At 39.3% G+C, this 14,606-nt stretch carries 15 protein-coding genes and 1 other annotated feature; of the genes, 1 reads left to right on the plus strand and 14 read right to left on the minus strand.

Annotated features, from left to right (window positions below):
* Positions 1 to 48 precede the first annotated feature (48 nt).
* Positions 49 to 264, minus strand: a binding site (T-box leader).
* Between the two features lie 51 nt (positions 265 to 315).
* From BMSHG_RS11590 to BMSHG_RS11635, 9 genes are all read right to left on the minus strand, one after another.
* The gene (locus tag BMSHG_RS11590) at positions 316 to 1,386 is read right to left on the minus strand and encodes an AI-2E family transporter (RefSeq protein ID WP_019154620.1); all 1,071 of its coding nucleotides are present in this window, start codon (positions 1,384 to 1,386) and stop codon (positions 316 to 318) included.
* Positions 1,387 to 1,483: 97 nt separating this feature from the next.
* The gene (locus BMSHG_RS11595) at positions 1,484 to 1,675 is read right to left on the minus strand and encodes a hypothetical protein (protein WP_019154621.1); all 192 of its coding nucleotides are present in this window, start codon (positions 1,673 to 1,675) and stop codon (positions 1,484 to 1,486) included.
* Positions 1,676 to 1,701: 26 nt separating this feature from the next.
* Positions 1,702 to 2,184 (minus strand): PRC-barrel domain-containing protein, encoded by a 483-nt coding sequence (locus BMSHG_RS11600; protein WP_316245665.1) that lies wholly within the window; start codon positions 2,182 to 2,184, stop codon positions 1,702 to 1,704.
* 278 nt (positions 2,185 to 2,462) lie between these two features.
* Positions 2,463 to 4,883, minus strand: a complete 2,421-nt coding sequence (gene recD2, locus BMSHG_RS11610; protein ID WP_019154624.1) for an SF1B family DNA helicase RecD2 — start codon at positions 4,881 to 4,883, stop codon at positions 2,463 to 2,465.
* Positions 4,884 to 4,924: 41 nt separating this feature from the next.
* Complete coding sequence (locus BMSHG_RS11615) at positions 4,925 to 5,578, minus strand: tetratricopeptide repeat protein (protein WP_019154625.1); 654 nt, start codon at positions 5,576 to 5,578, stop codon at positions 4,925 to 4,927.
* Between the two features lie 102 nt (positions 5,579 to 5,680).
* Complete coding sequence (gene mnmA, locus BMSHG_RS11620; RefSeq protein WP_019154626.1) at positions 5,681 to 6,796, minus strand: tRNA 2-thiouridine(34) synthase MnmA; 1,116 nt, start codon at positions 6,794 to 6,796, stop codon at positions 5,681 to 5,683.
* A 27-nt stretch (positions 6,797 to 6,823) separates the two neighbouring features.
* Entirely contained in the window at positions 6,824 to 7,969 is a 1,146-nt protein-coding gene (locus tag BMSHG_RS11625; RefSeq protein ID WP_019154627.1) for a cysteine desulfurase family protein, read from the minus strand.
* Between the two features lie 55 nt (positions 7,970 to 8,024).
* Positions 8,025 to 8,444 (minus strand): cysteine metabolism transcriptional regulator CymR, encoded by a 420-nt coding sequence (gene cymR / locus BMSHG_RS11630; protein WP_019154628.1) that lies wholly within the window; start codon positions 8,442 to 8,444, stop codon positions 8,025 to 8,027.
* A complete protein-coding gene (locus tag BMSHG_RS11635; protein ID WP_019154629.1) occupies positions 8,441 to 9,130 on the minus strand; it encodes a YczE/YyaS/YitT family protein in 690 nt (229 codons plus the stop codon). The genes cymR and BMSHG_RS11635 overlap by 4 nt, the downstream gene beginning before the upstream one ends.
* Positions 9,131 to 9,449: 319 nt before the next feature.
* Here BMSHG_RS11635 and BMSHG_RS11640 point away from each other — a divergent pair, with 319 nt between their 5' ends.
* On the plus strand, positions 9,450 to 10,721 hold the full coding sequence (locus tag BMSHG_RS11640; RefSeq protein WP_019154630.1) for a replication-associated recombination protein A: 1,272 nt from the start codon (positions 9,450 to 9,452) through the stop codon (positions 10,719 to 10,721).
* A gap of 98 nt (positions 10,722 to 10,819) precedes the next feature.
* Here BMSHG_RS11640 and BMSHG_RS11645 read toward each other — a convergent pair whose 3' ends face one another.
* From BMSHG_RS11645 to BMSHG_RS11665, 5 genes are read right to left on the minus strand one after another with little or no spacing between them, the layout of a single operon-like run.
* Positions 10,820 to 11,779, minus strand: coding sequence for an ABC transporter permease (locus BMSHG_RS11645; RefSeq protein WP_019154631.1), 960 nt, complete (start codon positions 11,777 to 11,779; stop codon positions 10,820 to 10,822).
* Positions 11,772 to 12,701 carry an ABC transporter ATP-binding protein gene (locus BMSHG_RS11650; RefSeq protein ID WP_019154632.1) on the minus strand — a complete coding sequence of 310 codons (930 nt, stop codon included), beginning with the start codon at positions 12,699 to 12,701 and terminating at the stop codon, positions 11,772 to 11,774. Before BMSHG_RS11650 ends, BMSHG_RS11645 begins: the two co-directional genes overlap by 8 nt.
* A gap of 12 nt (positions 12,702 to 12,713) precedes the next feature.
* A complete protein-coding gene (locus BMSHG_RS11655; RefSeq protein ID WP_019154633.1) occupies positions 12,714 to 13,403 on the minus strand; it encodes an ABC transporter ATP-binding protein in 690 nt (229 codons plus the stop codon).
* Complete coding sequence (locus BMSHG_RS11660) at positions 13,400 to 13,771, minus strand: GntR family transcriptional regulator (RefSeq protein ID WP_019154634.1); 372 nt, start codon at positions 13,769 to 13,771, stop codon at positions 13,400 to 13,402. Before BMSHG_RS11660 ends, BMSHG_RS11655 begins: the two co-directional genes overlap by 4 nt.
* A 5-nt stretch (positions 13,772 to 13,776) precedes the next feature.
* Complete coding sequence (locus BMSHG_RS11665) at positions 13,777 to 14,541, minus strand: hypothetical protein (protein ID WP_019154635.1); 765 nt, start codon at positions 14,539 to 14,541, stop codon at positions 13,777 to 13,779.
* Positions 14,542 to 14,606 lie beyond the last annotated feature (65 nt).

Consider the following 14,606-nt stretch of genomic DNA (forward strand, 5'->3'; position numbering starts at 1 on the left):
TTATTCCTCCTATCTGTTTTTAACAAATAAAAAAAGCCCCCATTCCTAAACAGGGACGAGAACTTTTGCTTCCGCGGTACCACCCTGATTACGAATGATAAGCCTCATTCATCTCTCAAAGCCTTTTAACGCAAGGTTACGGCAGGGATTAGCCTGCATTCTGGATTAGCCTTCTGTTACCCTTCATCTAGAATTTCTTTCAGCCAAGGAAATTCCTCTCTTTACAGATGGACTGTAACATACTTGTTCCTTCATCATGTTTTCCTATTAATTCCTATACGCATTATAGCGAGTAAAAATTATGTTTGTCAATATTTAACCTTTTACCCTTGCCTGAATAAAGTGATTTCTAGAGTGGAGCAAGGTTACTTTTAAAATTGCAAGAATCGGAACCCCTACGATTAATCCAATAACACCGCCTATTTCTCCACCAGCAAAAAGTGCTAGCATGATCATCAATGGGTGCATATGAAGACTTTTTCCGACAATAAGGGGAGACAAAATATTTCCTTCTAGAAATTGCAATATGAATACAATGATAATCGAAGTAATGACCATTTTCATCGACATTGTGGCGGCAATAATCGTTATGGGCACAAGCGCAATGATCGGTCCAAAGTAAGGGATAATATTGGTAATGCCAACAATCACCCCAAGTAGTAAAGGGTATTTCATTTTTACAAACCAAAACAAAAGGGCAGCGATCGTTCCGATGGAAGCACCGACTAAAATTTGCCCACGAATATAGCCTCCTAAAGATTCATCAATATCTCTTAAAAATTGGACTCCTCGCTTTCTCCATTTTCTTGGCGTTAAGTACCATGCTGCTTTTTTCATCAATTCCACATCTTTAAGCATGTAAAAAGTGATAAAAGGAATAAGCGCAATCATCACCAGCGAATTTAATATCCCGACGAGATAATCTAATACCTTCGTTAACATTCGATCCAGCGCCGCTTCCGCTGCTATTATCCCATCGTCAACCCGATCTTGAAACCCTTCCGGCCAAGCTGAAGTTTGCTCTTGAATTAAGAACACCCAATTCCGATATTGATTTGCGAATTCTGGAGCACTCTCCACTAAATCTCTGAGCTGAACAATAAAAGCTGGGAGGCCTTTATAAATAGCCAAAGCAATCCCACCAAAGAAGAGAAAATATATGACGAGGATTGATAACCAGCGGGGGAAATAGGTCTCATGTAGTTTTTCCACGATTGGATGCAATAAATAAGTGATAAATGCTGAAATCAGAAAGGGTGTAAGGATCAGGCCAATCATATGAAAAAAAGGTACCCAAATGGGCTTTAGCTTCAAAAAAACATATAAAAGAACAAATAATAACAATAGAAAGCCGAACCGATAAAGCCATCTGAATCGATTATCCATTCTTTCTACCTCCTTATCGTTAGTGTGGAAGTCAGGTGTGAAAATATACTTTTAAGAAGGTAAAAAACTCCCCCCGTATAAGGGAGGAGCAAACGGATTAAAGAATGTAACGTCGTACATCCTCATCAAAAAGATCGTCCAGTGAACTTAAGGATCCATCCTCTTCAACTTGATGTGTGCTGATCATGCCTTGAGACACAGTTAGTTCAATGAAGCAGTTCCAGCAGTAATATTGATTGATTCCGATCTTACCAATATCTTTACTTTGACAGTTAGGACAATTGAACATGGCAAAAGACCCCTCTTATCTAAATTTTATGTTTGTATATTTACGATAATGGCGTCTTTCCCAATTTTAGGTGGAGCATCGCTTTTAAAAACTCGCTTCCCTTCCGTTATATCAGCAAAGAAGCCATCCGAACATTCATACCCTAAGATTGTGCCCAGTTCCTCGTGAAAATATACGTCCTGGAGAATTCCCAGTCGCTCGCCTTCTGCTGACAATAACGGCTTGCCCACCAATTTTTCCTTTCCGTCAAGGACATGATAAGAACTGTTTACTGGTTGGAACTCCATTTTATCTTCCAGCATGATCCCATCCGTTCCAAATGACGAAATGTCCTTTAATGGAATGAGACATGGCTTTTTAAACAGAGCGCCTCTTTTGACCAGCACACCTTCAACTTCACCTTGATCCGATAAACAAATATCACAAACTTCTCCTAATTTCTCTCCAGAGCTCTTCACATATATTGGGAGACCTTTTAGTATCGAAACTGTTCGCAGGAGATATCCCACCTTTCCGAACAGTTATAGTTTTTCGCAGGATGGAAAGTTTCATTAAAAGAAAGGTTTACCAAAGGTGGTCACCCAATGGTGATTGTTTGTCGTAGTGCTACTGTGAATAGCTCTGCTCAGGATTGCGGGGGTTTAGTTGGTGATTGCGGGTAAATCAGAGATTATTGCGGGGGTTTTCCTAGTTATTGCGGGTAAATGGCCTTTAATTGCGGGATTTTCAAGGACAATTGCGGCTCTTCATTAAATCAAAAAAATAAGAGCACCACCAACTTGGCACTCTATATTTTTTCCTGCTCCATAAAATCATATGGCGTCATACTTTCCATTCCAATCATTGGATCAATATCGACAATCGTATCTTCGTATAAAATTGGTTCGACTTTCGTTTCAGAATCCTCCGACTGTGCTGAATTCATCCCGACAATCGCTTCCTGTAATTTTTCCTGTAAAGATGTTAATCGAGTCTGCTCATCAACACGTCCGATCGCCATTCGCAATGCATCTTCTTCTCCACATAAAATGAGGGAGCTTTTACTTCTCGTAATCGCCGTATAAATAAGGTTTCTTCGCAGCATGCGATAATAGCTTTTAACGACCGGAAGGATGACAATTGGAAATTCACTTCCCTGTGACTTGTGGACCGAGCAACAATAAGCATGTGTAATTTGCATTAAGTCTTGACGTGTATAGGTGGCCTCAATTCCATCAAAAGAAACAATGATCATATCTTCTTTTTCGGTATTTTCCTTCGCAGTAAAAATCGAAACTATTTCACCAATATCACCATTAAATACATGATTTTCAGGTTGGTTTACAAGCTGAAGAACTTTATCGCCGATACGATATTTCACATCGCCAAATTTCAATTCTTTCCGTGAACCGTCATCATTATCATTAAAAATTTGTTGGACAATCTCGTTCAGTTTGTCAATTCCAGCAGGTCCCTTGTACATCGGCGCTAATACTTGAATATCCCGTTGCGTATAGCCTTTCTTCTTCGCATTTTGAGCAACTTTCTCAACCACTTCGCCAATTTGTCCAGCATGACAGCGTATAAAAGATCGATCCTTTTGCGGTTTTAAAATATCATCGGGAAGCTTGCCATTTTTAATGCTGTGGGCTAATTCAATAATCGATGAACCTTCCTCTTGCCGATAAATATCGGTAAGCCTTACGGTAGGAATTCTCTTTGAATCAAGCAAGTCCTTTAACACTTGTCCAGGTCCAACTGATGGTAATTGATCCTCATCTCCGACAAGAATCACTTGAATTTGATCAGGCAGTGCCTTAAATAATTGGTTTGCCAACCATATATCAAGCATCGAAGTTTCATCGACGATCAATATTTTCCCTTCAAGCGGATCATCTTCGCCACGGCTAAATCCTTCGACACCGTTCCAACCTAATAAGCGATGGATCGTAACAGCAGGTAAACCGGTTGACTCCGTCATACGTTTTGCCGCACGACCTGTTGGTGCAGCCAATAGAAATGGAAAAGGCTCATCATCCTTGTAATCTTTTGGATCCAATGAACAGCCATGTAATTCCCCATATAGCTCAACAATCCCTTTGATGACCGTTGTTTTCCCAGTACCAGGTCCTCCCGTTAAGATTAACATAGGAGACATTAAAGCTGTTTGAATGGCTTCCTTCTGTGTCGGCGCATATTGAACCTTTAATCTCTCCTCAAGTTCACCTAATGCTAATAAAAATTCAGACTCAGGAAATTGTTCATCATATTCTCTTTGCTGAAGGATTCGTTTAATGTTTGTAACGACACCTTTTTCGGAAAAATAAAGGGAGGGAAGATAGATTTTTTTATCTTCAATAATCATTTTCCCCTCTTCCTCAAGCTTCACGAGTTCATTGGAAATGTCCGTAAATTCAATCAAGTCCCGTTTATTATCTTCTAATAGCTTCTTCACTGAGATGAGAAGACTTTTGGCAGATATGTAGACGTGGCCAGATTGCATACATTCGTTTTCTAAAACATATAAGCAACCAGCTTTAATTCGATCCGGATGGTTCCCAGAAATTCCAATCTGATAACCGAGCTCGTCAGCACGGCTAAAACCAATTCCCTCTACATCTTCGACCAGTTTATAGGGATTGGATTGAATCACTTCTATTGTCTGCTCCTTATATGCCTGATAAATTTTCATGGAGATTTGCGGGCCAAATCCATATTGATTTAAAGCAATCATCGCTTGCTCTAAACCTTGATTCTCCATTAACGTATCATAAAGCTCCTTTGCTTTTTCAGAAGGAAGCTTCGGCACAGTATCAAGGATGGAAGGCTGGGACAGAATACGAGAAATGGCATCTTCACCTAATGTATTAACAATATTTTCTGCTGTCTTCTTCCCGATTCCTTTAAACAAGTCACCAGATAGGTAAGCAATGACTCCTTGCTTTGTTTGCGGAAGCTCCTTGCGAAAATGTTCTACTTGAAACTGTGGTCCAAACTTCGGATGTTCCTTCATCTGCCCATAAAAAATATATGTTTCTTCCTCATGAACCTTTGGAAAATAGCCTGTAATGACCGCTTCCTTATCTTCGTAATTTTCATTCGTGTCTTCTACCCGAATTCTCATTACAGTGTAAAGGTTTTGTTCGTTATGGAAGATCGTCACGAGATGCTTTCCCTTCATATACTTGCTTTCCTCGTTAAATAGATCCAGCTTTTCCTGCTCTGCCAAAGATGTCCCCTCCTTCCTTTTAAGCGTAAGCAAAGTTTTACTTATTCATCTTTTTCCATCAGTTTTTTCCCATATCCTGCTAACATATGGTCAGGTTGAACTTCCAATGCTTTTTCAAACATTGCTAAAGCTTTAGCGCCATCTTCCTTATACCCGTATGCAACACCTAAATTGTAAAAGGCATCGGCATGTTTTTCATCTATTTGCAGACAAACTGTAAATTGTTCAATCGCTTCATCTATTAACTCTAATCCTGCCAAACATAAGCCGTATTGGAAATGAGCTTCTGCATCATCACGAGTTAGTTCCACAGCTCGTTGAAAATAAGGCAAAGCAAGACGAGGCTGTTCAAGCTGTGCCAGAGTTAAGCCAAGCATAAAAAAATTATCACTCGAATTTAAGCCTTGCTGCATTGCTTTTTCAAACATATTTTTCGCAGCCTCTAAGTTTTCATTTTCAAAATAAAGATTTCCAGCACTATAATAAGCAGCGGCAGCACTTTTATCCAGTTCAATTGCCTTTTCAAAAAAGGATAAAGCTTTCTCATTTTCGCCTACTGCCGCAAGAACATTGCCAAAATTAATGTAAGAGACAGCATCTTTTGGGTTTTCCTCAATCGCTTCCATAAAGATTTTTGCTGCCTCTTCCCATTTTCCTTCTTGCATATATTGAATTCCTTGTTGATTCTTGTCCATCTATTTCCACTCCTATAGTCAAAAGTATAGCATATCTTCCCTATGTCAGAAACGAATTCAAAAACACCCCGATCCTAAAGAATCGAGGCATTCCCTAAAATATTATCCAACGTACGTTAATCGTTCGCCATCTTTGTAGACTTCATCAATTGTTCCACCACCAAGGCATTCATCACCATTGTAGAAAACAACCGCTTGTCCAGGGGTAACAGCACGTATCGGTTCATCGAAGCTCACCTTTACTTTGCCATCCTCTAATGTTTGTACGGTTACGTTATTATCAGGTTGACGGTATCGAAATTTAGCCGTACATGCAAATGAATCAGCTTTTGAAGTATTTGATACCCAACTCACATCAGTCGCTATAATTGAATCTGAGTAGAGCTTTTCATTGTGGAAGCTTTGCCCAACATAAAGGACATTGCGCTTTAAGTCTTTGCCGATGGCAAACCATGGTTCACCAGAGCCACCAATGCCTAGCCCATGGCGCTGACCAATCGTATAATACATCAAACCGTCATGTTTTCCGACTACTTCACCTTCTAGCGTTTCCATATTGCCTGGCTGAGCAGGTAAGTAATTACTTAAAAACTCCTTGAAATTACGTTCTCCAATGAAACAAATCCCTGTGCTATCTTTTTTCGTAGCCGTAGCTAAGCCCGCTTCCATTGCAATTTCTCGAACCTTTGATTTTTCAATATCACCGATTGGGAACATTACTTTTTCTAGTTGCTCTTGAGAAAGTTGATTAAGGAAATAGGTTTGATCCTTATTTTCATCTATGCCACGAAGCATTTTGACTTCCCCATTTTCCCGATCGACACGGGCATAATGACCAGTTGCCAAATAGTCTGCACCTAGATTAACCGCATGTTCTAAAAATGCTTTGAACTTAATTTCTTTATTACACATAACGTCTGGATTCGGCGTTCGTCCTGCTTTATATTCATCTAAAAAGTACGTAAATACCTTATCCCAATACTGTTTCTCGAAATTAACAGCATAGTAAGGGATGCCAATTTGGTTACATACGCGGATTACATCATTATAATCCTCTGTTGCCGTACAGACGCCAAACTCATCCGTATCATCCCAGTTTTTCATGAATATCCCGATGACATCATATCCTTGCTGTTTTAACAATAATGCTGCCACAGACGAATCGACTCCACCAGACATCCCGACAACAACCCTCGTGTCCTTTGGATCCTTGGTCACTTTCTTCACCTCATTTACTTCCCTAGCCTATTTATTGGTTAGCCGCTTCACAATTTCAGCCGTTGCACTTGCTACTTTGTGAATTTGTTCAGTCGTGTTATAAAGACCAAAACTAAAGCGGATCGAATTTCGCAATTTTTCGGAATGGCTTCCGAACATCGCAACCAGTACATGTGATGGATCGATGCTACCAGCCGTACATGCTGAGCCACTTGAGGCAGCAATTCCTACTAAGTCTAAATTGACCAGCATCGCTTCCACATTTGTTCCTGGAAAGCTTAAGTTTAAAACATGGGGGAGAGAATTTTCAAGTGATCCGTTTACGGAGAAATCAATTTCGTGTGTTTTCAAATCTTCGATCATGATTTGTTTAAACTGTTGATATTTTTTCACCTTCTGATCTCGTTCACTTTGAGCCACTTTTACCGCTTCTTGAAAACCTGCAATTGAAGCAACATTTTCCGTTCCTGCACGTCTTTTTCTTTCTTGTTCCCCACCAAAAATAAGTGGTGAGAGCAACACATTATTGCGAACATATAAAAATCCAATTCCTTTAGGTCCGTTAATTTTATGGGCAGACACACTTAATAAGTCAATATTTGTTTCACTCACATCAATACTGACTAATCCGTAGGCTTGAACCGCATCTGTATGAAACAATGCTTGATGTTCTTTTAGCAAATCCCCAATTTCCTTAATCGGTTGTATCGTTCCTACTTCATTATTTCCAAACATAATAGACACAAGAATCGTGTCATCACGCAGAGCTTTTTTTAAATCGTCGATCGAAATTCTTCCTTCCGCATCGACGGGTAAATATGTTACTTCAAAGCCCCTTTTTTCAAGTTGCTGACATGTATGAAGGACTGCGTGGTGTTCAATTTCTGTTGTAATAATATGCTTACCTGTTTGCTGATTGGCTTGTGCTACCCCAATTAATGCATAGTTATCTGCCTCTGTTCCACCGCTCGTTATAATGATTTCATTTGGGTGCGCACCAATACTTTTCGCTAATTGCTCTCTTGCTTCATCGACAATATGTCGCGCTTTGCGACCAAAGGTATGGATGCTAGACGGGTTTCCATATTGCTGAGCCATCACCTTTGTTATCACGTCAATCACCTGCGGGTGCATCGGTGCAGTCGCAGCATGATCTACATAAATCTGTTCCAATTTTCGTTCACCTTCTAACTATTCTCTTACAAGACTAAATTCCCGTCACTCCAAATTAAATATAAAACATATAAGCGTCAGACTCGCCATTATCGGTGTGATTGGCTAGGTCTTCTAATGTTGTATTCTCTAATACATCTTTAACTGCATCTCGAATTCGTATCCATAATTCCCTTTTTGCTGGCTCTTCATCCTCAATTCCTTCAACAGGAGTAATCGGTCCTTCAAGTACACGAATGATATCCCCTGAAGTGATGTTTGAAGGTTCATCTGCCAATACATATCCACCATATGCACCACGGATACTCTTAACGAGCCCAGCATTTCTTAATGGCGCAATCAATTGCTCTAAATAATGTTCCGACAAATCGTTTGCTTGTGCAATCGCTTTTAAAGAGATCGGGCCATCCCCATGCTTTTTCGCTAATTCGATCATAATCGTTAATCCATAGCGACCTTTAGTTGAAATTTTCATAAACTCGCACCTCGTTTTGATTCAGTTTGTGAATGCTCTACTACCATCTTTTTTTCTTTTAAATGCAATAACCAATGCTCTGTCAACTTGTGACACTGAGGTAGACATATCCCTGCCAGCGGTCCAATCATTAGACCGATAATAATCGTTCCCCAAAAAATCGGACCACCTAACCACCAGCCAACAAGAAGAACGAGTATTTCCATAACCCCTCTTACATTGCGTACTTTCCAACCAGTCTTAGATGTCAACGCAATCATCAAGCTATCTCGCGGTCCAGCACCAAATTGAGCTGATATATATAGGCCCATTCCATAGCCATTAAGAATGATGCCACTACTAAACATAAGAAGTTTACCTACCAGTCCCTCCGGCGTTTGTATGAAAGGAAGGATAAAATACATATCAATAAAAAGACCAACTAGGATCATATTCATGAACGCTCCAACTTGTGGAAATTCCTTCGAGATAAGTGCAGCCGCCAGTAAAATAAATATTCCGACAATCACTGACCAGCTCCCAATCGTTAATCCTAATTGATAGTATAAACCGACATGTAATACATCCCAAGGAGTCGCTCCTAAATCAGCTTTAATTAATAAAACAAGACCTAAAGACATCGTTAATAAACCTAAAATATAAATAACAAATCTCGGACCAACCTGTCCCTTTCGCCGTTTCCCCATCGATGATATCCCCATTCTTTTCACACAGATGATTCGTATCCGAAGGACCCGTGACGATATTTTTTTACGTAAAGGATCTATGATATAAATATTACCAAAATCCTGATTAATTTGATAGGCAATAGCCATTATAGCACAACTTCATGAGGCATGCGGTTAAGACCAGCTGATTTTTGGCACATTTCATGCGAAACTATATTTCGAAAGTGAGCCAAAAATCGTTTTTACATCCTCAAATCATCAGTATGCAAATGTATGTTCCACATGTTATGGTTAAAGAAAGAAATCGTCTACACTTTAAGAAAATGGAGAGATTGGTATGAATGTTAAGCCTCTTGCCTTTCGCATGAGACCTAGAACTATAGATGAAATTATTGGTCAAACCCATCTCGTAGGAGAAGGAAAAATCATTCACCGCATGGTCAAAGCAAAACAACTCTCTTCGATGATCCTCTACGGACCACCAGGAATTGGAAAAACCTCGATTGCGAGTGCGATTGCAGGAAGTACCAAATTTGCTTTTCGCATGTTAAATGCGGTAACAAATAATAAGAAGGATTTAGAAATTGTCGCAGCAGAGGCGAAAATGTCTGGAAAGGTGATCCTCCTTTTAGATGAGGTCCATCGACTTGATAAAGGCAAGCAGGATTTTCTCCTTCCACATCTCGAAAATGGCTCAATTGTTTTAATCGGGGCCACTACAAGCAATCCGTATCACGCCATCAATCCTGCAATTCGAAGCCGCTGTCAAATTTTTGAACTTAAACCGTTAACAATCAATGAAATTGTCGATGCATTAAAACGAGCTATCGCTGATCAAGACAGAGGACTTGGGAAGGATTCGATTGATATAACTGAAGAAGCACTGCTCCATCTTGCAACTGGGTCGAATGGGGATGTTCGTAGCTCATTAAATGCATTAGAACTTGCCGTCGTCTCAACTGAAAAGGATGAAGATGGAACGATCCATATCGACCTTGCGATTGCAGAGGAATGTATGCAAAAAAAGAGCTTTACTCATGATAAAGACGGGGATGGGCACTATGATGTGCTTTCGGCCTTTCAGAAATCGATTCGAGGTAGTGATGTCAATGCCGCCCTTCATTACTTAGCTCGATTAATTGAAGCAGGGGACTTACAGAGCATTAGTCGCAGAATGCTTGTCATTGCCTATGAGGATATTGGTCTTGCCAGTCCACAAGCTGGGGCAAGAACATTGGCAGCGATTGAAACCGCGGAAAGGGTTGGATTTCCTGAAGCGAGAATCCCTTTGGCTAACGCCGTCATTGAACTCTGTTTATCTCCCAAATCAAATTCAGCTATTATGGCCATTGATCAAGCCATTTCTGATCTTCGCAAAGGAATTAGCGGAGAGGTACCTGATCATTTAAAGGATGCACATTATCAAGGCACACAGGAATTAGGCCGTGGATTAGAATATTTATATCCTCATAATTACGAAAATGGTTGGGTTAAACAACAATATCTCCCTGACCGAATTAAAAATAAAATGTACTATGAACCAAAACGAACAGGAAAATTTGAACAAGCCTTAGCAACTGTCTATGAAAACCTTTTGAAAAAAAGTTAACCTAATTAAACCATTTCAGAAAGATTCGCAATAGGCATACTGTTGATTTTGTTCTCTGGAAATCAAAAACCCACCAGCGCACACTGGTGGGTTTTTGATTATGCTGCCACATCGCGTTTTTTGAAAACAAAATGAGCAAGTAATTGGAACAAGATAAAATAAACAGCGAGAACGATGAGTGAAAAGGGTAACGTCATTCCCTCGAGCATTGGGTATCCTTCAAAATATTGTGTTAAATCGGTATTAGCAAATAGAGAATATTTCGCCCAGTCGTATTTCATTGCAACTAACTGGGTAAGCTGTGCTCCGGTAAACATAAGGAAAAGGGAAATTCCAATCGCAAGTGAGCTACTTCTAAAGACCGCTGAGATCATAAAAGCCATCGTAGCAAGCATGACCATGCTGACAGAATTTAGCCCATACGTCATTAATAGGTGGAGAAACATACTCTGTTCTGTGACCGTTCCTTGATGATAATTTAAATACGGGTTCGCACTATCTGGTCCACCAAATAATATGAAGCCAAGTAATGTTGAGAAGCTAAAAGAAACCGCTACTACAATAAAAGCAAAGATAAGGACTGTTAAATACTTAGCAATAAGAATTTTCGCCCTACTGACTGGTCGGATCAGCAAAAGCTTGATCGTCCCCCAATTAAATTCACTAGCGACAATTCCTGCCGCAATAATAATGGTGAACATTCCAGCAAATTCAATAATCGGCAAAACATCATTGACAAATTCCCAAACAGAATAGTCAACATTTGGCGAAAGCTCATGTTCAATGCGATATTCATTAAGGGCTATCTGCTCCCTATAATACTCAATTTGCGAATCGGGAATCTGTCCTTCCATTTCTTCAACCTGTTTTTGCAAACTGGTATTTTCCAATTGCAATCCTTGTTTCCACTCTTGATTATCAGGGACCGTCCCGCCACTATCCTGATATTTCATAAATGCCCCTGCAACTAAGGACATCAAGATCAGAAGCCCAATCATGACATACGTTCCTGGTCGTTTAAAAATTTTCATTAACTCGTTCTGGATCAATTTAAACATGGGCTGCACCTACTTTTTCCTTTGTAATCTCTAAGAATCGGTCTTCTAGTGATTTTGTGACTTCTTCAATTCCGTATAAAGAGATGTCAGCATTGACAAGAGTCTTAACAATTGAAGGAATCTCTTCTTTTGTTATAGTTATTGCGACTCCATCATTTGTCACATCAACAGAAATTTGAGGGTGAGAATGTATGAGAATCTCTCTAGCTTTCTCCTGTTGTTCACGAATTTCAAATTGGTAGGTTTTCACATCTCCATTAACAAAATCATGGACCATTTGCACATCGATAAGCTTCCCTTTTTGAATAATCCCGATGCGATCACACATCATTTCCATTTCCGATAATAAATGACTAGAAACGATCACTGCCATATTTCTTTCCCGTGCAAGCATTCTTATATGATCTCTTATTTCTCTAATTCCAGCTGGATCAAGTCCATTCGTCGGCTCATCTAAAATTAATACATCTGGGTCATGGAGCAAGCATTGCGCTAAGCCCAATCTCTGCCTCATCCCGAGCGAATACGTTTTAACCTTATCCTTAATTCTATCAGTCAAACCTACTAATTCTACGATTTCTGCTATTTTTTCCTTTGACACATTGGAAGACATTCTCGCAAAATGAAGAAGATTATCATAGCCACTCATGAACTTATACATTTCAGGATTCTCTACGATCGCCCCGACATGACTTACCGCCTTCTCAAAATCAGTACGAATACTGTGCCCACAAATTTTGATATCTCCCTCTGTAATCCCAATTAATCCAACAATCATACGGATTGTTGTCGTTTTCCCAGCACCATTCGGTCCAAGAAAACCAAAAACCTCGCCACGATGTACATCAAAGCTTAACTGATCAATGATGGTTTTCCCTTTTATTTGTTTTGTTACATGTTGAATTTCAATTACAGCACTCATTGGTTGCTCCTTTTAAATCAAATTTTTCTTCATCCATTCTAATACGGAAAGTCCCTTTGATTCTCGTAATTCCTCGACATTTTCAATCGCAACGATTCGTCCATCTTGGATTGCGATTATTTCATCCAACAATGTTTCGATTTCGTCGATTTCATGTGTTGCAATGACGACCGTTTGCTCATTAAAATCTATATACGACAATAATCCTTTGACGATTGAATCTCGCACCATCGGATCAAGTCCTGAAAATGGTTCGTCTAATAGTAGAATAGGTGCTTGACGAGCTAGAGTAATGACAAGCTTTAGTCTTCCTCGATTTCCTTTCGAAAGCTGTTTTAATTTTTTCTGGGGATCAAGCTTCATAAAAGTTAATAATTCACCTGCTCTCTCCATATTAAAATCATGGAATTGAGTAGCAGAGAATTTAATCATGTCGTTTACTGTGAAAGACGGATAGAAAAAATCCAGTTCAGATAAATAAGCGACATCTTTAGCAATTTTCCGATTTACCTTTTTGCCATTTACCGTAATCAAACCGCTTGATGGAAAAACTAGTCCGGCAATCATCTTTAATGTCGTTGACTTTCCACTGCCGTTTGGTCCAATAAAACCATAGATCTTACCTTTTTCCAGCGAAAAAGAAAGATCCTCTACCGCCCCTTCTCTTCCATACTTTTTTGTGACCTGTTCAACCTTAATCATTTCTCCCCCTCCCGCTCAATATAATTTTGCAACCCTTGTAACATCTCATCCTGCGAAAAGCCTAGTTCCTTCATGTTATGAACAAAGGCCGCAATCATATCCATTTGTAGTTTTTCCTTTAAATCAACAATAATCTCATTGGCCTCAGTTACAAATGTTCCCTGTCCTCTCCTCGATTCCACGATTTCCATCCTCTCCATTTCACTATACGTTCTTTGAATGGTATTTGGATTCACACCCGATTTAATCGCCATTTCTCTTACTGATGGAAGTTTTTCACCTGGCTTGAGTTCTCCACGAACAATTTGGTGACTTATTTTATCAACGATTTGCATATAGATTGGTTTTGATGCCTGGAAATCTTCCATTTCTACTACACCTCAACTTTCCTTTCTAATAACCAAACAGAAACGATAAATACGCATATGATTATCAGAATTTGCAAACCTATTGCAAATAAATTGACGTGACCTATTTCCTCTGTAAAGTTATTGAAGTATGGGCTTGAAAAATTGACTTGAATACTGCCTTTTTCATTCATAACTTCAAATACTTTTAGTTCGGCAAAAAAATTACTGATCATATTAATCACTATCCAAACGACAAGTATGACCAGCCAGCGAATTCTACTTAAGAAAGGGATTCCCTTCAGCGAATGGTAAAGTGACCAGTAAAAAAGTAACCAAATACTTAAATAAAAAGCTGTTAAACCAATTGCACCAATAAATAGGTGAAGATTGCCCTCCATCATTTCCGCAATTTCAATTAAATTAGTGGTTATCCCTAATCCCGAAATAGCAAGTTTCAATAGGATGAACATCACCAACAATGAAATAACAAAATAAGTAGTTGCAGCTGCCAATTTGGATAAGAAAAGCTTTGCTCCTCCATTCGGGTTATGAAGCCAAAGTTGACTTTGCCCCTCTACTTGCAATGAGGTAAAAAGAATTCCAGGAAGATAAAACACATGGAGCGCCAATGCAACAAATAAAAATATTACCGGTATACTCGGTTCTCCCATATATTCTTTTAACCCATAAGAAGCGACCGTTACGAAAAGCAATAAGATCATGCCAATAAAAAAATTATTTCTGGAGATTTTTAAATCCTTTAAATAGAGACCTTTGAAAGATAACACTTGATTTCCTCCTTGCGTCTTAGTGTTCTAGTTAAATAATACACTGGTACTTTTTAAAATGCAAT

The sequence above is a fragment of the Robertmurraya massiliosenegalensis JC6 genome, from assembly GCF_000311725.1.
Lineage (GTDB): Bacteria > Bacillota > Bacilli > Bacillales > Cytobacillaceae > Robertmurraya > Robertmurraya massiliosenegalensis.